We start from the raw sequence: 17,617 nt of genomic DNA, 5'->3' as shown, positions 1-17,617 counted from the left end.
TTTCAAACCATAAAGAGGCTATGTGATGGCAATTGATCGCCGCTGGGGCATTGCGCTCCTGACTCTCGTATCCGTCGGTGTCGTGGCCGCGGGCATCTTTCTCCTCGATCCAGGTCGCCGCGCAGACAGCACTGCAGCCGCTGCTCTGCCACCGCAAGCCCAGAGCGTCACGGTGAAGGACCTGCTGGGCCGCGAGGTGCAGGTCCGCGTGCCGGCGCAGCGCGTGATCCTGGGCGAAGGCCGGCAGCTGTACCTGGTGGCGGCGCTCGATACGGACAACCCGATCCAGCGCATCGTGGGCTGGCGCAAGGACCTGATCCAGGCGGACCCCGATACCTACTCGGCCTACGCACGGAGATTTCCGGCCATTGCAGACATCCCCACCTTTGGCGGCTTCGAGGACGGCACCTTTGACATCGAGCAGGCCATTGCGCAAAAGCCCGACGTGATCCTGCTCAACATCGAGGCCCAGCGCGCCACGGACGACGCCCGCTACATCGAGAAGCTCGCGGCGCTAGGGATCCCCGTGGTGTACGTGGACTTCCGCCACCATCCCATGGAAAACACCGAACCTACCATGCGCCTGATCGGCCGCTTGCTCGGCAAGGAAGCGCGCGCCGAGGAGTTCATTGCCTACCGCAACGCGCAGATCCAGCGCGTGTCGGGCGCCATTGCGGCGGCTCAGCCAGCGCGCCCCAAGGTCTTCATCGAACGCATCGGCGGCTACACGGAAGACTGCTGCCTGAGCTTCGGCAACGAAAATTTCGGCAAGTTCGTGGAAGTGGCAGGTGGCACCAACGTGGCCAGGGGCATGATTCCAGGCACGTTCGGCCAGCTCAACCCCGAACAGGTGATTGCCGCCAACCCCGACCAGGTCGTGGTCACCAGCGCCAACTGGGAGGCCTACGTGCCCTCGGGCCGCTGGATCGGCGTGGGGCCTGGCGCCGATCTGGCCGAAGCGCGGCGCAAGCTGGAAGCCTACACCCGTCGCCCGGCGTACGCGGGCACCCGGGCCGCGCAAGACCGCGCGTTTCACGCCATCTGGCACCAGTTCTACAACAGTCCGTACGAGTTCGTGGCCATCCAGCAGCTGGCCAAGTGGCTCCACCCCGCGCTGTTCGCGGACCTTGACCCGGACGCCACCTACCGCGAATTGCACGAGCGCTTCCTGCCCGTGCCCTACCAGCCGGGCTACTTCGTGAGCTTGGACGGCGGTGCATCGCCCGCAGCCAAGGCAGCGCCATGAACATCGCTGCGATGGCAACCCCGGCGGGTCAGACCGCCGGCTACCGCGCGCTCGTGCGCCGCAAGCGCTGGCTGCTGCTGGGCTTCCTGGTGCTGACCACCTTGAGCCTGGTGCTCGACCTGGCGCTCGGGCCGGTCGGCTACAGCGTGAAGGAGGTCGTGCAGGCGGTGCTGTGGCCTGACAGCGTGCCCCTGCAGCTGCGCGTGGTGGTGTGGGACATCCGGCTGCCCACGGCGCTCATGGCGTTGGCCGTGGGCGCGGCGCTGTCGGTGGCCGGTGCGCAAATGCAGACCACGCTGAACAACCCCCTGGCCAGCCCGTTCACGCTGGGCATCTCGGCGGCCGCCAGCTTCGGCGCCGCGCTCGGGCTGGCGTTTGGCGTCGCGCTCTTCCCTTCTTTCGCGGGCTACATGGTCCCCGTCAATGCGTTTGTCATGGCGATGCTGTCGGCCGGGTTGATCCATCTGCTCAGCGTGAAACGGGGCGTGACCACCGAGACCATGGTGCTGCTGGGCATCGCCCTGGTGTTCACCTTCAATGCGCTGCTCGCCTTGGTGCAGTATTTCGCCACCGAGCAAGCCGTCGCTGCCGTGGTGTTCTGGACGATGGGCAGCCTGACCAAGGCCACCTGGCCCAAGCTCGGCGTGACGTGCCTAGTCATCGCGGTCACGCTGCCCCTGTTTGCACGCAACAGCTGGGCCTTGACGGCCCTGCGCCTGGGGGACGACAAGGCCGCCAGCTTCGGCATCAACGTGTCGCGCCTGCGCCTGCAGACACTGGTGCTGATCAGCCTGCTGGCCGCCTTCCCGGTGGCTTTCGTGGGCACCATCGGCTTTGTCGGGCTGGTGGGCCCGCACATCGCGCGCATGCTGATCGGAGAGGACCAGCGGTTCTTTCTGCCCGCCTCGGTGATGACCGGGGCGCTGCTGCTGTCGATCAGCTCGGTGGTCAGCAAGACGCTCATCCCCGGAGCCATCTTTCCCGTCGGCGTGGTGACGTCGCTGATCGGCGTGCCGTTCTTCATCTCGCTCATCCTGAGCGGCCGGGGGCGCTCATGGTGACACTGCAACTACAGGGCCTGGGCGCGCACTACGGCAGCCGTGCGGCGCTGCAGAAAATCAGCACGCCGGTCTACCACGCAGGGCAGGTGGTGGCGGTGATCGGCCCGAACGCAGCCGGCAAGTCCACGCTGTTCAAACGGGTGGCCGGCATGCTCAAGGGCCCGGGCGAAGTGCTGCTGCAAGGCTCGCGCCGGGGCTCAGGCGGTATCTGCTACATGCCGCAGGACATCAACGCCAGCGCCCGGCTCACGGTGTATGAGTCGATCCTGCTGGCCGCCAAACAGCAGCACCAGGGCTGGGCCGTGAGCGATGCCGAGCTGGCGCAGGTCGGCGCCATCGCCGCCTCCCTGGGCATCGCGGAACTGGCTTTTCGCAACTTGGGCGAGCTGAGCGGCGGCCAGCGGCAATTGGTGTCCATCGCCCAGACGCTGGCGCGCGACCCCGAGATCCTGCTCATGGACGAGCCCACCAGTGCACTCGACCTGTACCGGCAGATCCAGGTGCTGGACTTCATGCGCGCACTGGCGCGGGCGCGTGGGCTGATCGTATTCGTCGCACTGCATGACCTCAACCAGGCCCTGCGCTACTGCGATCAGGCCCTGGTGATCGCCAACGGCCGGGCGCAGCGCAGCGGCCCTTGCGACCAGGTGATCACGACGGACATGCTTCGGGAGATCTACCGCATCCAGGCACGCGTCGAAAGCTGCTCGCAGGGGGCACCGCAGGTGATCGTGGACGGCGTGGCGTAGGCCACTGCCCGGACCTCAGAAGGTGTGAATGAATCCGGCGTGTCCGAGCAGACCGCCGAAACGCGGCCGATCTAGGCGCAAAGCGCAGCCATAGCGCGGGCTATGGCGAGCATTTGCAACGACGAACGGGCGTGTTTTGGGGGAATGAGCGGGCATGGTGGGTTCGTTCACACCTTCTCAGGCTGCGCCGATGCCAGGCACCAGCGTATCCACCGGCGCGCCGCCCTTGAGCGCCGCGGTGAAGGCCAGCATGCGGTCAATGGGCTGGCGCGCACGCGGGATGAGCGCCGGGTCCACCTCGATGGCGTTGGCACCCGTCTCCAGCACGCGGGCCACGTCGGCCAGACCGTTCATGGCCATCCAGGGGCAATGCGCGCAGCTCTTGCAGGTGGCGCTGTTGCCGGCGGTCGGGGCTTCGTAAAACGTCTTGCCAGGGTTCAGCGTGCGCAGCTTGTGCATCATGCCGTTGTCGGTGGCCACGATGAACTCGGTGGCGTCCATTTCGCGCGCGGCCTTGAGGATGGCGCTGGTGGAGCCCACGGCGTCGGCCAGGGCAATCACATCCGCAGGGCTTTCGGGGTGCACCAGCACCTTGGCCTGGGGGTGGTCCTTTTTCAACAGTTCCAGCTCCAGCGCCTTGAACTCGTCGTGCACGATGCAGGCGCCGTTCCAGAACACCATGTCCGCTCCCGTCTCGCGCTGGATGTACGCGCCCAGGTGGCGGTCGGGTGCCCAAAGGATTTTTTGCCCCGCAGCCTTCAAGGCGCCGACGATGTCGAGCGCGCAGCTCGACGTGACCAGCCAATCGGCCCGCGCCTTGACGGCAGCGCTGGTGTTGGCATAGACCACCACGGTACGGTCGGGGTGCGCATCGCAAAACGCGCTGAACTCGTCCACGGGGCAACCCAGGTCCAGCGAGCAGGTGGCATCCAGGTCGGGCATGAGCACCGTTTTCTCGGGGCTCAGGATTTTGGCCGTCTCGCCCATGAAGCGCACGCCGCTCACGACCAGCGTCTGGGCGGCGTGGTCGCGGCCGAAGCGGGCCATCTCCAGCGAATCGCTCACGAGGCCGCCGGTTTCCTCGGCTAAATCTTGCAGGTCGGGGTGCACGTAGTAGTGCGACACCATGACCGCGTTTTTCTCTTTGAGCAGGCGGCGGATCTTGTCTTTCAACGCGGCGCGCTCGGCCTGGGTTGGTTCGGGCGGCACGCGGGCCCAGGCGTGTTTGGTGGAGCACACCGCCCCCCCTGCGGCCTCATCGGGCTGCTCGTATTCGATATCAATCACTGTAGTCATGGCAGGGTTCCATAGCATTGCAAAGTGGCAGCCGCACTTCAAACAGGCACGCACGAGGCCAGCGGACGCCGCGCAAGGGCCGCCCCGCCGCGCAGCGGCTCAGGCGAGTGGTCACTGAACTTCCTGCAGGCGCATGGAGAAATCGGTGGCCTTCACGTCTTTCGTCAGCGTGCCGATGGAAATGCGGTCCACGCCGGTTTCGGCCAACTCGCGCAGGCCATCGAGCGTCACGCCACCCGAAATTTCGAGAATGGCCCGGCCTGCGTTGATGCGCACGGCTTCGCGCAGCATGGGCAGGGGCATGTTATCCAGCAGCACCATCTTGGCGCCGGCATCCAGCGCCTCGGCCAACTGTTCGAGCGTTTCCACTTCAATCTCAATGAACTGGGCCTGTGTAGCGACCTTCTCGGCCGCGCGCAGCACGGCCGTGACGCCACCGGCCGCGGCAATGTGGTTTTCCTTGATGAGCACCGCATCGTGCAGGCCGATGCGGTGGTTGGTGCCTCCGCCAACGCGCACGGCATACTTTTGCGCCAGGCGCAGGCCCGGAATGGTCTTGCGCGTATCCACAATGTGGGCACGGGTGCCCGCCACCACGTCCACATAGGTGCGGGTTTTGGTGGCCACGGCCGAGAGCAGTTGCAGGAAGTTGAGCGCCGTGCGCTCGGCGCTGAGCAGCGCGCGGGCGTTGCCTTCCAGCTCCAGCACCACTTGGTCGGGCGTGCAGCGCTGGCCTTCGGGCACATGCCAGGTGATCTGCACGGTGGGGTCGAGTGCGCGCAGCGCCGCCTCGGCCCACGGAGCGCCGCAGATGACGGCGGACTCGCGCGCCAGGATGCGGGCGCGGGCCCGGCGGGTGGGGTTGATCAAACCGGCCGTGAGGTCGCCGGAGCCGACGTCTTCAGCCAGGGCACGGGCCACATCAGCCTGGGCCAGAGCCCTCACATCGTTGTCATTCATGGGACGGGTCGCGGGGTGTAACACTGCTGTCATGAGCCGCGAGCATACCGGGAACGCAAAGGCCACTGCGCCAGAGTAGGCCACGGCCTCCCGCCCCGGAAACCATAAGTACGCCCATGATTGGTCGCATAGACTCGCGGCAATTTTTCTTGCCCCGGGAGCCCTCATGACAGCAACCAGCGCCGTTTCCGCGTCGCCCTACGGCACGCTGCCGCCCGCGTCCCCCATGCCCCAGCGCCGCCCCGTCAGCCTGCCGCGGCTGGCGCAGATGCGGCAGGCGGGTGAAAAGATCACCATGCTGACAGCCTACGACGCCACCTTCGCCGCCGTGGCCGATGCTGCGGGCGTGGAATGCATCTTGGTGGGTGACTCGCTGGGCATGGTGTGTCAGGGCTTGCCCAGCACCGTGGGGGTGACACTGGACACCATGGCCTACCACACGGCCAGCGTGGCGCGGGGCCTGCAGCGGGCGCAGGGCACGGCCTGGCTGATCGCCGACCTGCCCTACGGCACCTATGCCGAAAGCCGCGAGCAGGCCCTGCGCAGCGCCTGCACGCTGATGCAGGCAGGCGCCCACATGGTCAAGCTCGAAGGCGGCGGGTGGACCGTGCCCGCCGTGGAGTTCCTGGTGCAACGCGGCGTGCCGGTGTGCACGCACCTGGGGCTCACGCCCCAGACCGTTCACGCCCTTGGCGGCTACCGAGTGCAAGGCAAGGGCGAAGATGCCGCGCGCACGCTGCGCCAGCACGCCCACGAACTGCAGGACGCCGGGGCCGCCATGCTGGTGCTGGAGATGGTGCCTAGTGCGCTGGCCGCCGACATCACGGCCGAACTGCCGCACTGCCACACGATCGGCATCGGCGCAGGCAACGGCACCGCAGGCCAGGTGCTGGTGCTGCACGACATGCTGGGCATGAACCTGGGCAAGATGCCGAAGTTCGTCCGCAACTTCATGGACGGCGCGGGCAGCGTGCGTGCGGCCATGGAAACGTACGTGCAAGCCGTCAAGCATGGACACTTTCCCGACAACGCCGTGCATGCTTGGTAGCCCTCGGCAGCCCTTCACGCGCTGCGCGCACCGAACTCCCGTTCGCCTTCCCTTCCGATTCCGATGCTCATCGCCCACACCATCGCCGAGCTGCGCCAGGCCCTGGCCCCGCACCGCCACCCCGCCTTTGTACCCACCATGGGCAACCTGCACGCCGGGCACATTGCCCTGGTGCACCAGGCCAAGCCACTGGGCGACGTCACGGTAGCCAGCATTTTTGTGAACCGCCTGCAATTCCTGCCGCACGAGGACTTTGACAGCTACCCCCGTACCTGGGACGCGGACTGTGCGCAGTTGCGGGCGGCAGGCTGCGACGTGCTGTTCGCCCCCCGCGAAAAAGACCTGTACCCGCAGCCCCAGACCTTCAAGGTGCACCCCGACCCGGCCCTCGCGGACATCCTGGAAGGCCACTACCGCCCCGGATTTTTCGTGGGTGTGAGCACCGTGGTGATGAAGCTGTTTGCCTGCGTGCTGGGCACCACCGGCGGCACCGCTGTGTTTGGCAAGAAGGACTATCAGCAACTCATGGTCATCCGCCAGATGGTGCAGCAATTCGCCTTGCCCATCGACATCGTGGCAGGCGAGACGCGCCGCGCAGTGGATGGGCTTGCGCTGAGTTCACGCAACGGCTATCTCAGCTCGCAAGAACGGCAGGAGGCGGTGGCGCTGCCGCAGGCCCTGCAGCAGCTCGCGGGGCGGTGGGCCACCAGCGCGCCCCACGAACGCGATGCCCTGGAGGCGCTCGCGATGGAAGCGCTTCGCGCGCGGGGCTGGCAGCCGGACTACCTGACCGTGCGCCGCCGCAGCGACCTGCAGCCCCCCACGGCGCAGGACCAGCCCGGCGCACTGGTCGTGCTCGGAGCTGCACGCCTGGGCACCACCCGGCTCATCGACAATCTCGAGTTCTAATGCTACTGATTTAGTAGCTGCCTGCGCTTGTTCCATCAGCGCGGGGGCCGCTTTTACCTCAAAGCATCTCCGATGATGCCACCTGCGGGGACGCCCGAGGAGACTGGGCCTGCACCAGATCGTGCACGAACCTCAGCTTGACCATGGCCCCAGAAGACAGCGCAAAGGGGTAAGCATCATGCTGACCCAGGCTCCGGTTCAGGCTGTTGAGCATCAAGGTCAGCGGAACCCACTGGCGCACCATGTCCTGGAACGCAGGGCGAGGTTCGGCAAACGGATCAGTGACGTGGTGACGCAGGGCTGCATGGGGGTCAGGGACGGTGACGCCCGTCTCGTAGCTGGCTGCCGTCTCCAGCAAGTCGATCATGTGCAGGTAATGGGCCCATGTCTCGGCCCAGTCTTCCCAGGGGTGGGCTGCGGCGTAGGCGCTCACGTGGCGTGCAGCCCAGTCGCCGAGATCATTGCGCCGCGCGTAGTGCGCGTCCAGTGCAGCGGCGTAGTCCTGGCGCTCATCGCCAAACACCTGCCGAAATGCCTCAATGCGGCCGCCATCGCGCACGAGCTGGTCCCAGTAGAAGTGACCCGACTCGTGCCGAAGGTGCCCGATGAGCGTGCGGTAAGGCTCACCCAGGGCAATGCGGCGGCGGGCCCGTTCGTCGTCGTCCGCCTCTGCCACGTTCAGGGTGATGGTGCCGCCCAGATGGCCCGTGAGGATCGTTGGGCCCCCTGGCAGGTCCGCAAGAAATTCAAACACCGGGCCGAATTTCCCCGGCAATGGCTCCAGGCCCAACCGCGCCAACGTATAGAAGAGCTGGCGCTTGGCCGCCTCGATTTGCTTCCAGCGCCGCAGATTCGCGGCGTCCGACAAATCCGGAAGCACCCGGGTCTGCCGACACGAGACGCACAGGTCGGCATAGTCATTGGCGGGGATGGCAAAGTTGCAAGCCTCGTGAGCCGTGTGGTTGTGGCACATCCGGTACAGGCGGCCTCCGTAGTGGGTGCCCCCGCGCTCTCCCATGCGGCGCCAAAGCCCTGCGCCATCCTGGGGCGCGGGAGCCAGTGCCGCCATGGTCAGCTCATCGGGCAAGAACGCCAAGGTGCTGCCGCAATGCAGGCATCGCACACTATCGAAGAACACCAGGTGACCGCAATGGTCGCAGTTGAAAACACGCATGGAGCCGAGCTTATACCTCTGGTGCGGCGGCGAGTGAAGCGGCTCGATTTTCAGCCTCCTCGCTTGCCTCGCCTCGCAACAAATGACAAAGGCTCCAGGCACTGGTCCTGGAGCCCACATCCTGCCTTCTTGCAGAGCGGCCGCGCCGCGCGCTACACGAAGGTCAAGCTGTCTGTCCGATCAGGGACGCACAACGATGCTGTTGCGGACCTCGCGCACATTCTTGGTATTGCGGGCGATGGCTTCAGCCTGGTTCTTTTCGGCCTGCGATTTCGCAAATCCCGACAGCTGGACCGTGCCGTTGAGCGTCTCCACGCTGATGGAGGTTGCCGACACCGATTTGTCTTCCGCCATCTTGGCCTTCACCGCGGTGGTGATGCTGGCATCGTCCACGTAGGCGCCCATGGTCTGCTGATTGCGCGCCACGGAGCAGCCCGTAGCGGTGACGATGGTGACGCCAGCGACGGCGGCAAAAGCGAGGGCACGTGCGTATTTCATGATGTTGTCCTTATGGAAGATAGGTTGGAAACGCGGGTGCTGGGGAGTTCAATCCGCCGGTCTGTTGCACCCTCCGTGACCGGCAAACCGTGGGTTCCAGTGTTGGGTTTGTCTGATAGTTCTTGTGCTTCCTGGTCGGCCGGGCAGTGGACTCATCGCCACGCCGCCGCGCCAGCCAGGAGCGGCTGGCTTGATCAATAGGCTGAATGATGGGGGTGATGACGGCGGCGCGACGCCATCATGAACAAGGCAGCCAGAGCAGCACCAGATGCGGCGGCGATGACCAGGGACTTGCCAGGCTGCTCGGCCACGTACTTGCTGGTGGCGTCTGCTGCTTCATGCATCTTCTGGCGTGCGCGGGCACTCGTTTCAGCGCAGTAGTCGATGCTGCGTGCGGCCAGTTCCTGGGCACGCGCGGCCAGATCGTCAATGACCGGATCCGTCTGGCTGCGCAGGGTGCGCACGCCTTCCTCGGCTTTTTCCAACGTGCTGTTGGCCGTGGCGCGGGTGGACTGGACGGCGTCTTGCGCACTTTGCAGCACGTCGTCGGCGATGTGACGGGCGCTGCTCGCAACTTTGTCGGTGGCGGTCTGGATGCTCATTGAGGGGCTCCTTGGATGCGGTGAGGTAAATACAAAAACGGTGAGGTGTTCAGGCAGCCCAGGCGGTCAGCCCTTTCGCTGCAGGCCCAGCACGAAGGTCACGATGGCCATGACCACGAACACGAAGAACAAAATCTTGGCAATGCCCACCGCCCCGGCAGCGATGCCGCCAAAGCCGAAGAGAGCCGCGATCAGTGCGATCACCAGAAAAACCACTGCGTAATGCAACATTTCTTTTCTCCTTTCAGGGGGTGTGCCGGCGGTTAAGGACGGCACAGGACTTCAGCGCCTGGAGTCCACTGTAGGAAGTTCTGATGAGGGACGATGCCGGTCCTCGGCGCGCACCCCTGTCGGCGATGCGGGGAGGGCCCTGTAGGACAAAGCCGTGATGCTTTGCCATGGCTGCCGGCGCGTCGTAGATTTCGCGCCGTGCGGACGCTTGCCGTCAGGCCTCTGCGGGCTTGGGCAGGGGCGTGTCCGCCGCACCGGGTCGCTGCTGCAGCGGCAGCACGGCCGACACGAGGGTGCCGTTGCCCGGCCGGGACGTGATGGACAACCGGCCCCCCGCGGACTCCACACGGTGCCGCATGCCCGACAGCCCGTGCGAAGTAGGCCGCACTGCGGCGGGATCGAAGCCGCTGCCGTTGTCGCGCACCTGCACCGCCACATGGGTGGGGTACCCGTGGATGGACACCAGCACCTTGGTGGCCTTGGCGTATTTGCCGATGTTGGTGAGGGCCTCTTGCACCATGCGGTACACCGTGAGTTGCGCGGCGTCGGGTAGCTGCACAGACTCCAGGCTGGTCTCGATCTCGATGCCGGCGCGTTCCGCATATTCGCGCGTGAGGATCTCGATGGCTGCCGTCAACCCGAGGTTGGACAGCGACGAAGGCCGCAGGTCTTCGATGATGCGGCGCTTGAGCGCAATGCCGCTGTTGAGCGTGTCGGTGAGGTGCTTGAGCCGCTCGCCCACTTCTGGCGTGGCGGCGGTGTCGATCCGCGATTTGAGCCGCGCCACGTCCAGCTTGGCAGCCGTCAACAAGGCGCCCAGTTCGTCATGGAGCTCGCGCGCGAGGTGGCCCCGCTCTTCCTCCCGCACCTGCTGCAGGTGGTTCGCCAGTTCAGAGAGGGTGGCTGTGCGCAGCTTCACCAGACTCTCCAGACGGTCACGCTCACGCTCTAGCAATGCCTGCTCGCGCAGGTTGACCGACTGGAGCGCCTGTGCCTGGCGCAGGTACATGTAGAACGCGAGCAAGCCGATGGCCGTCACCGTGGCAATGCCAATGCGCGAAAGCATGAGCGACTGCTCAATCTGTTCGCGCCCCAGCCGCACATGTTCGTCGCTGCGAGCAATCAGTTCGTGTGCATGTTTGCGGATGCCCTCCATGTGCTCCTTGCCCACGTCGGTGTGCAAGATGAACTTCCACGCATCTTCGTTGCCCTGGCGGCGCAGACGCAGGCTGAGCTCCATCTCCGCCAGCTTGCGCGATATCTGCCGCGACAGCAGCGCGAATTCCTGCATGTCCTCTGGCGAGTTCATGAACAGGTTCCGCAATCCGTCCAGATTGGTCTGCACACTCGCCACGGCCTTGTCGTAGGGTTCAAGGTAGGTCTCGTTGCCCGTGAGCAGATAGCCGCGCTGGCCTGTTTCAGCGTCCAGCATGCTCTGCAGCAAGAGATTGACGGCCTTGCGCGTGTTCTGCCCGTGGGTCATTTGCTCCACGGCATCCTGGGAACGCATGTGCCCTGTCTCGTTGATACCCACCAGTACCATCGCAGCCAGCAAGGCCATTGGCAGGCTCAGCGCCATCTTGCGAACTTTGGGCAGCCAGATGCGGGTGTTTTCTTTAAGGCTCATACGCGGTATTCTGGATAATGTGTAAGCCCTACAAGCACCGCCCTGCACCCAGGGTCGGCTGCCCGAGAACCTTTCCAACCAATCACCATCAGGCGCGGCACTCCCGCCCTGCGAAAGAAAGTTCGATGATCAAAATTGGCATTGTGGATGACCACGCGATTGTTCGCTCCGGCTTGCGACAGTTCCTCTCCGAGCATGTGGACCTGCGGGTCGAGGGCGAGGCTGCCAACGGCCGCGAAGCGATCGACCTCGTGCGCAACAAAGAGATTGACGTCCTTCTCATGGACCTGTCGATGCCCGGCCAGAGCGGGCTCGACGCACTGGCCATGCTGCGTGCAAAGGCGCCCGACATGGGCATCCTGATCCTGAGCGGCTACCCGGAAGAGCACTACGCCATCAACCTGATCCGGCAAGGCGCCAGCGGCTACCTCAACAAGGAATGCGAACCTTCCGAGATCGTGGAGGCCATTCGCACCATTGCGCTGGGTCGACGCTACCTCACGCCTGCCGTGGCCGAACTGCTGGCCCAGCAACTCAACCGCAAGGACGACGCGCCGCCCCACGAACAACTCTCGGAACGCGAGTTCCAGGTGTTCCTCAAGCTGGCCAAGGGCGAAACGGCGGGCGATATTGCCAAGGCCCTGTCGCTGAGCGTGAAGACGGTGAGCACCTACCGCACGCGGTTGATGGAGAAGATGAGCCTCTCGTCCAATAGCGACCTGACCTACTACGCTCTCAAGAACCGGTTGATCGACGGAACTGCGGCCGCTGCCCGGTGCGCACCGGGCACGGTCAGCATGCGAGCCACGTTGGCACGGCGGTGGATGCCTCAGCCGCGCCAACACGGCTTGCCGCAGCGCGCAAGGCAGCCCGCGCGGAAGCGGTGACCCGCCGACAGAAGAGATTTCAACAGTCACCGCGGTAACGGGGGCTTGGCGCCGCCGCTGGCTGATGACCTCAGGCGGCTTGCCCTGAAGCGGGCATGGGTGGATTGAAGTCCAGGCCCACCGGGGTGCTGTGCTGGATGCAGTAGTCCACCAACGCGTCGATTTCATTGGATTTGTCAAACACTGCATCGACACCCAACTGCGCACAACGCATGCGCACATCCGGCGTGGCGTAGTTGCTGAGCACCACCATTTTTTGGCCGGGCTTGCGGTCGCGACATGCGGCCAGAACACCCAGTCCACTGCCCTGGCGCAAAAAGAGATCCACGATGGCCAAGTCCCACTCGCCGCGGTGCGCGGCGAGCCAGCTCTTGCCTTCGTCTTCCGTTTCCGCCACCCCGACTGCCTCTACGGACGCAAGTTCTTCGAGAGTCCCGATGAGGTTCTCGCGAATGGTCGCGTTGTCTTCAACAATGTAGGTGCGGAGTTTCACGGGTGAATCCAAGGTGCGACCGGTGCACAGTTGCGCTGATCGAAGTTCCAATGTAGATGCACGAACATCGCAATTCTGCCAGCCGCCGCACGCGGCGCTCGTAGGCGTTTTCCTACCCCGCCACACCCTTGCTGGTTCACCCCATTCGAGGAATCGGTACAGACCGGCGCGGCGGATTCCAGGGGCTACGCGTGAGCCGCTGCGTTTGCAAGTCCCTCGGTCCCGCACACCGCGCAGTGGGAAGCACGCTGAAGCTGGAGCGAGCTGAACTCCATGGACCGGCCATCCAGCATCAGCAGGCGCCCCGCCAGGGAGGTGCCCACGCCCGCCACAAGCTTGAGCGCTTCGGTCGCCTGCAGAGCCCCCACCACGCCGACCAGTGGCGCGAAAACGCCCATCGTGGAACAACGCACCTCCTCGAACTCGGCCTGGGGCGGAAAGATGCAGGCGTAGCAGGGCGAGAGCGCATCGCGCGGGTCCACCACCGTGATTTGCGCGTCGAAGCGGATGACCGCTCCGGCCACCAGCGGCTTGCCGTGGCGCACGCATGCCGCGTTGACGGCATGGCGGGTGACGTAGTTGTCGCTGCAGTCCAGGACAATGCTGGCCTCGCGCACCAGGCCATCGAGCCCGGCAGCATCCGCGCGTGCCTGCAGCGCGGTCACCCGCACTTCGGGGTTGATGGCGCTCATCGCCACGGCCGCAGAGGCTACCTTGGGCTGACCCACCCTTGCCGTGGTGTGTGCGATCTGCCGCTGGAGGTTGGTCAGATCGACCACGTCATCGTCCACAAGGGTGATGTGCCCCACGCCGGCCGAAGCGAGGTACAGCGCTGCCGGGGAGCCCAGGCCGCCGGCGCCGATGATGAGCGCGTGGGCAGCCAGCACTTTTTCCTGCGCTTCGATGCCCATTTCATCCAGCAGGATGTGGCGGGAGTATCGGAGGAGCTGGTCGTCGGTCATGAGGCAATCTTCAGGGGGCCGGGAGGGCCAATGAAAAAGCCGGATTCCGCGGGAATCCGGCTTTGGGCTTCAGAAAAGAAGCTTCAATTTTCCTTCTTTTCTTCCTTGCGCTCCGTCTGCGTCTTGCTGACCAGGACAGAACGGCCCTTGAGCTGGTTGAGCGCCTGCACGAGCTGGAAGTCCTTGTCGCTGCCGAACTCGGGCACCTTGCGGTCAGCCGCGGGTTTCTTGGCCTCTTCTTCCATGCGCTTGCGGGCGTCCTCACGGGCCTTTTCGCGGGCTTCGTCCTTCTTTTCCTCGCCCTGGCCGCTGCCCAGGTGCTTGTCCAGATCAGCCTCGCGCATGCGCAGCGCTGCAAAGAGGTTGCCTTCTTCGGACTCGTCGACCATCACGTCGGGCACGATGCCCTTGGCCTGGATCGATTTGCCGCTCGGGGTGTAGTAACGCGCAGTGGTCAGCTTGATGCCGGTGTCCGGTCCCAGGGGGCGCACGGTCTGCACCGAGCCCTTGCCAAAAGTCTGGCTGCCCATGATGGTGGCGCGCTTGTGGTCTTGCAGCGCACCCGCCACGATTTCGCTGGCCGAGGCCGAGCCTTCATTGACCAGCACCACCAGCGGCACCGTTTTGAGCGCTGCGGGCAGGCGCTTGAGCGGATCACCTCCGCCGCGGCGCTGGTAGTAGTCGGGCGAGGCCTTGTAGGTGGCCTTGCTGTCGGCCAGCTGGCCGTTGGTGGAAACCACGGTCACGTTCTCGGGCAAAAACGCCGCAGAGATCGCCACGGCGGCATCCAGCAGCCCGCCCGGGTCGTTGCGCAGGTCCAGCACCAGTCCCTTGAGGTTGGGCTCCTGCTTGTAGACCTCTTCGACCTTGCGCACGAAGTCATCCACCGTGCGCTCCTGGAACTGCGACAGGCGGATCCAGGCGTAGCCCGGCTCCACCACCTTGCCCTTGACGGACTGGGTCTTGATTTCCTCGCGCGTAATGGTGACGGGGAACGAGCGGTTTTCGTCCTTGCGGAAGATGGTGAGCACGACCTTGGTGTTGGGCTCGCCCCGCATGCGCTTGACCGCGTCGTTGAGCGTCAGCCCCTTGACGGCTGTCTCGTCAATCTTGGTGATCAGGTCGTTGGTCTTGAGGCCGGCGCGGAAGGCGGGCGAGCCTTCAATGGGGGACACCACCTTGATCAGGCCGTCTTCCTGGGTGATTTCGATCCCCACGCCCACAAAACGGCCCGAGGTGCCTTCGCGAAATTCCTTGAAGGACTTCTTGTCGAAGTACTGGGAGTGGGGGTCCAGGCTCGCGACCATGCCGGAGATGGCGTCGGTGATGAGCTTCTTGTCATCCACCGGCTCGACGTAATCGGTCTTGACCAGGCCGAACACCGCCGACAGCTGCTGGATTTCTTCCAGGGGCAGCGGCGTCATGGCCCCGCGCGCCACGGTCTGCAGCGACACGGTGGTGAGCGCACCCGCCACCACCCCGACGGACACCCAACCCGCGATTTTCAGTTTCTGGCCCATACAACTACCTTTTCCCGCTTCGAAATCAATATACACCTTGGAAGGGCCTGGCCCGCTGCGGTTCCGCGCGGACGCTGGTTTTGGCAGCGGAATATGGCGGGGTTTTCCCGCCTTTACGCGGGCTTTACGCTTTGCCCTGCGAAGCCACAGCGGCGGCGGCCTTCGCAGCCGCCTCCGCATCGCCCAGATAGTAGTGGCGGATGGGCTTGAGCTCGGCGTCGAGTTCGTATACCAGCGGGATTCCGTTGGGAATGTTCAGGCCCACGATGTCCGACTCGGAAATGTTGTCCAGGTACTTCACCAGGGCCCGGATGGAGTTGCCGTGCGCCGCCACCACAACGCGCTTGCCAGAGCGGATGGCCGGCGCCATGGCGTCGTTCCAGAACGGCAGCACGCGGGCTACGGTGTCTTTCAGACATTCGGTCAGCGGCACGCTGCCTTCGGCCAGGCCAGCGTAGCGGCGGTCGCTGCGCTCGCTGCGGGGGTCGGCGGCCTCCAGGGCGGGCGGCGGCGTGTCATAGCTGCGGCGCCACACCAGCACCTGCTCGTCGCCGTACTGCTTGGCCATGTCGGCCTTGTTCAGACCCTGCAGGGCACCGTAGTGGCGCTCGTTCAGTCGCCAGTCCTTGACCACCGGCAGCCAAGTGCAGTCCATCTCATCCAGGGCGTACCACAGGGTGTGGATGGCGCGCTTGAGCACGCTGGTGAAGGCCAGGTCGAACTCGTAGCCTTCCGCCTTGAGCAGCTTGCCGGCGGACATGGCCTGGGAAACCCCTGTGGGCGTGAGATCCACGTCGGTCCAGCCGGTAAAACGGTTTTCAAGGTTCCAGGTGGATTCGCCGTGGCGGATCAAAACGAGCTTGTACATGGTTTCCCCAGGAAAGGCGGGTCTAAGAAAAGCGAAAAGCGGGCCAAAACCCAGCATTCTAGAATTACGGGGTTCGCCAACCCAAGGAATCTTTGTGAAATTCATTATCGACAACTGGTATCTGATCTTCGTTGCACTGGCCTCCGGCAGCATGTTGCTGTGGCCGGCGCTCAAGAGCGCCAGTGGCGGTTCGCTGACGCCGGCACGCGCCGTGCAGCTCATCAACCGCGAGAAGGCCGTGGTCATCGACGTCTGCGAAACCGAGGAATACGCTGCCGGCCACGTGGGCGGTGCCAAGAACGTGCCGCTGGGCCAGCTCGAAGAGCGCCTGCCCGCCGTGGTCAAGAACAAGGCCCTGCCCGTGGTGCTCGTGTGCGCCAGCGGCGCGCGCTCCAACCGGGCCGTGGCGATTGCCAAGAAGCTGGGCTATGAGAACGCCCAGTCCCTGGCCGGCGGCCTCAAGGCCTGGCGCGAAGCCAGCCTGCCCGTGGAAAAGAACTGATCCGCCCCCAGTTATTCCATCAGCGCTAGTCTTGCCATTGGTTTTAGCCCCACCGGAAGAAAAGGAAGGATCGCCATGCAACCCGTGAAGATGTACACCACCGCCGTCTGCCCCTACTGCATCCGGGCCAAGCAGATCCTCAAGTCCAAGGGTGTGGAGCAGATCGAGGAGATCCGCATCGACATGGACCCGGCCGCGCGCGCGCACATGATGGAGATCACCGGACGCCGCACAGTGCCGCAGATCTACATCGGCGACACGCACGTGGGCGGCCACGACGATCTGGTGGCGCTGGACGGCCGCGGCGAGCTGATGCCCCTGCTAGGCGCCTGACCCCTGCCCCGGGCGCTGCATAATGCAGCCCCATGTGCCCGCTGCGGGAGCTGATCCCCGGCGGGTTTCGTTTTGCCAAAAACTCGTTTGCAAAAGAGACTTCACCATGGCCGATCAAGCAACTCCCGTCTTCCAGATCCAGCGCGTCTACCTCAAGGACATGTCGCTGGAGCAGCCCAACTCCCCCGCCATCCTGCTTGAGCAAGAGCAGCCCAACGTAGACATCCAGCTGGGCGTGGAAGCCACGCCCGTGGCCGAAGGCATCTTTGAAGTGGCGGTGACGGCCACGGTGCAGACCAAGATCAAGGACAAGACGGTGTTCTTGGTGGAAGCCAAGCAGGCCGGCATTTTTGAGATCCGCAACGTGCCCGAAGACCAGATGGGCCCGATCATGGGCATCGCCTGCCCGCAGATCGTGTACCCCTACCTGCGTGGCAACGTGGCCGATTTGATCAACCGCGCAGGCTTCCCTCCCGTGCACCTGGCTGAAATCAACTTCCAGGGCATGTACGAGCAGCAGCAAGCCCAGGCCGCTGGCCAGGCTTCGCCGATCGTCACGCAGTAAGAAGCGTGCTCCCCCTGAGGCGCTTCGCGCCTTCCCCCTCTCTCGTCGCGCTGCGCGCTCGGGTGGGGGACGCAGCCAGCGGCCTG

Annotated in this window: 19 protein-coding genes and 1 pseudogene; 9 read left to right on the top strand and 11 right to left on the bottom strand. The window is 64.9% G+C overall.

Annotated features, from left to right (window positions below; genetic code table 11):
* The first annotated feature begins 25 nt into the window (after positions 1 to 25).
* From MRY84_RS00420 to MRY84_RS00410, 3 genes are read left to right on the top strand one after another with little or no spacing between them, the layout of a single operon-like run.
* Positions 26 to 1,246: an ABC transporter substrate-binding protein gene (locus MRY84_RS00420; RefSeq protein WP_291503802.1), complete on the top strand. Its 1,221-nt coding sequence runs from the start codon at positions 26 to 28 to the stop codon at positions 1,244 to 1,246.
* On the top strand, positions 1,243 to 2,307 hold the full coding sequence (locus MRY84_RS00415; protein ID WP_291503801.1) for an iron ABC transporter permease: 1,065 nt from the start codon (positions 1,243 to 1,245) through the stop codon (positions 2,305 to 2,307). Before MRY84_RS00420 ends, MRY84_RS00415 begins: the two co-directional genes overlap by 4 nt.
* A complete protein-coding gene (locus MRY84_RS00410) occupies positions 2,301 to 3,056 on the top strand; it encodes an ABC transporter ATP-binding protein (protein ID WP_291503800.1) in 756 nt (251 codons plus the stop codon). Before MRY84_RS00415 ends, MRY84_RS00410 begins: the two co-directional genes overlap by 7 nt.
* Positions 3,057 to 3,233: 177 nt before the next feature.
* Here MRY84_RS00410 and nadA read toward each other — a convergent pair whose 3' ends face one another.
* Together nadA and nadC are read right to left on the bottom strand one after the other, a co-directional pair.
* Positions 3,234 to 4,352: a quinolinate synthase NadA gene (nadA, locus tag MRY84_RS00405; RefSeq protein WP_291503799.1), complete on the bottom strand. Its 1,119-nt coding sequence runs from the start codon at positions 4,350 to 4,352 to the stop codon at positions 3,234 to 3,236.
* 111 nt (positions 4,353 to 4,463) lie between these two features.
* Entirely contained in the window at positions 4,464 to 5,312 is an 849-nt protein-coding gene (gene nadC / locus MRY84_RS00400; protein ID WP_291503798.1) for a carboxylating nicotinate-nucleotide diphosphorylase, read from the bottom strand.
* 166 nt (positions 5,313 to 5,478) lie between these two features.
* On the opposite strand from nadC, the gene panB reads away from it, so the two are divergent.
* Together panB and panC are read left to right on the top strand one after the other, a co-directional pair.
* Positions 5,479 to 6,360, top strand: coding sequence for a 3-methyl-2-oxobutanoate hydroxymethyltransferase (gene panB / locus MRY84_RS00395; protein WP_291503797.1), 882 nt, complete (start codon positions 5,479 to 5,481; stop codon positions 6,358 to 6,360).
* A 63-nt stretch (positions 6,361 to 6,423) separates the two neighbouring features.
* Positions 6,424 to 7,269: a pantoate--beta-alanine ligase gene (gene panC / locus MRY84_RS00390; protein ID WP_291503796.1), complete on the top strand. Its 846-nt coding sequence runs from the start codon at positions 6,424 to 6,426 to the stop codon at positions 7,267 to 7,269.
* A gap of 58 nt (positions 7,270 to 7,327) precedes the next feature.
* Here panC and MRY84_RS00385 read toward each other — a convergent pair whose 3' ends face one another.
* The 5 genes from MRY84_RS00385 to MRY84_RS00365 all read right to left on the bottom strand — a co-directional run bounded on the left by MRY84_RS00385 (position 7,328) and on the right by MRY84_RS00365 (position 11,401).
* Positions 7,328 to 8,443, bottom strand: coding sequence for a putative zinc-binding peptidase (locus MRY84_RS00385; RefSeq protein ID WP_291503795.1), 1,116 nt, complete (start codon positions 8,441 to 8,443; stop codon positions 7,328 to 7,330).
* A gap of 180 nt (positions 8,444 to 8,623) precedes the next feature.
* On the bottom strand, positions 8,624 to 8,941 hold the full coding sequence (locus MRY84_RS00380) for a BON domain-containing protein (RefSeq protein ID WP_291503794.1): 318 nt from the start codon (positions 8,939 to 8,941) through the stop codon (positions 8,624 to 8,626).
* 194 nt (positions 8,942 to 9,135) lie between these two features.
* The gene (locus MRY84_RS00375; protein ID WP_291503793.1) at positions 9,136 to 9,543 is read right to left on the bottom strand and encodes a hypothetical protein; all 408 of its coding nucleotides are present in this window, start codon (positions 9,541 to 9,543) and stop codon (positions 9,136 to 9,138) included.
* Between the two features lie 66 nt (positions 9,544 to 9,609).
* Positions 9,610 to 9,774: a DUF1328 domain-containing protein gene (locus MRY84_RS00370; RefSeq protein ID WP_291503792.1), complete on the bottom strand. Its 165-nt coding sequence runs from the start codon at positions 9,772 to 9,774 to the stop codon at positions 9,610 to 9,612.
* A gap of 214 nt (positions 9,775 to 9,988) precedes the next feature.
* A complete protein-coding gene (locus MRY84_RS00365) occupies positions 9,989 to 11,401 on the bottom strand; it encodes a CHASE3 domain-containing protein (RefSeq protein WP_291503791.1) in 1,413 nt (470 codons plus the stop codon).
* A gap of 125 nt (positions 11,402 to 11,526) precedes the next feature.
* On the opposite strand from MRY84_RS00365, the pseudogene MRY84_RS00360 reads away from it, so the two are divergent.
* A pseudogene (locus MRY84_RS00360) lies at positions 11,527 to 12,156 on the top strand (response regulator transcription factor); the annotation flags it as partial.
* A gap of 202 nt (positions 12,157 to 12,358) precedes the next feature.
* Here the strand turns inward: MRY84_RS00360 and MRY84_RS00355 are convergent.
* From MRY84_RS00355 to gpmA, 4 genes are all read right to left on the bottom strand, one after another.
* Positions 12,359 to 12,781, bottom strand: coding sequence for a response regulator (locus MRY84_RS00355; RefSeq protein WP_291503790.1), 423 nt, complete (start codon positions 12,779 to 12,781; stop codon positions 12,359 to 12,361).
* A 185-nt stretch (positions 12,782 to 12,966) separates the two neighbouring features.
* The gene (locus tag MRY84_RS00350; protein WP_291503789.1) at positions 12,967 to 13,743 is read right to left on the bottom strand and encodes a HesA/MoeB/ThiF family protein; all 777 of its coding nucleotides are present in this window, start codon (positions 13,741 to 13,743) and stop codon (positions 12,967 to 12,969) included.
* Positions 13,744 to 13,826: 83 nt separating this feature from the next.
* Entirely contained in the window at positions 13,827 to 15,263 is a 1,437-nt protein-coding gene (locus MRY84_RS00345) for a S41 family peptidase (protein WP_291503788.1), read from the bottom strand.
* A gap of 124 nt (positions 15,264 to 15,387) precedes the next feature.
* Complete coding sequence (gene gpmA, locus MRY84_RS00340) at positions 15,388 to 16,131, bottom strand: 2,3-diphosphoglycerate-dependent phosphoglycerate mutase (protein WP_291503787.1); 744 nt, start codon at positions 16,129 to 16,131, stop codon at positions 15,388 to 15,390.
* A gap of 94 nt (positions 16,132 to 16,225) precedes the next feature.
* Here gpmA and MRY84_RS00335 point away from each other — a divergent pair, with 94 nt between their 5' ends.
* From MRY84_RS00335 to secB, 3 genes are all read left to right on the top strand, one after another.
* Positions 16,226 to 16,633: a rhodanese-like domain-containing protein gene (locus tag MRY84_RS00335; RefSeq protein ID WP_291503786.1), complete on the top strand. Its 408-nt coding sequence runs from the start codon at positions 16,226 to 16,228 to the stop codon at positions 16,631 to 16,633.
* A 75-nt stretch (positions 16,634 to 16,708) separates the two neighbouring features.
* Complete coding sequence (grxC, locus tag MRY84_RS00330) at positions 16,709 to 16,966, top strand: glutaredoxin 3 (protein ID WP_291503785.1); 258 nt, start codon at positions 16,709 to 16,711, stop codon at positions 16,964 to 16,966.
* Positions 16,967 to 17,072: 106 nt separating this feature from the next.
* Positions 17,073 to 17,531, top strand: a complete 459-nt coding sequence (gene secB / locus MRY84_RS00325) for a protein-export chaperone SecB (RefSeq protein WP_291503784.1) — start codon at positions 17,073 to 17,075, stop codon at positions 17,529 to 17,531.
* The last annotated feature ends 86 nt before the right edge of the window (positions 17,532 to 17,617 follow it).

This window comes from Acidovorax sp. (assembly GCF_022763525.1).
Taxonomy (GTDB): domain Bacteria; phylum Pseudomonadota; class Gammaproteobacteria; order Burkholderiales; family Burkholderiaceae_C; genus Acidovorax.
Note: the sequence above shows the minus strand (reverse complement) of the source record. Positions and strands in the feature narration are given on the sequence as shown.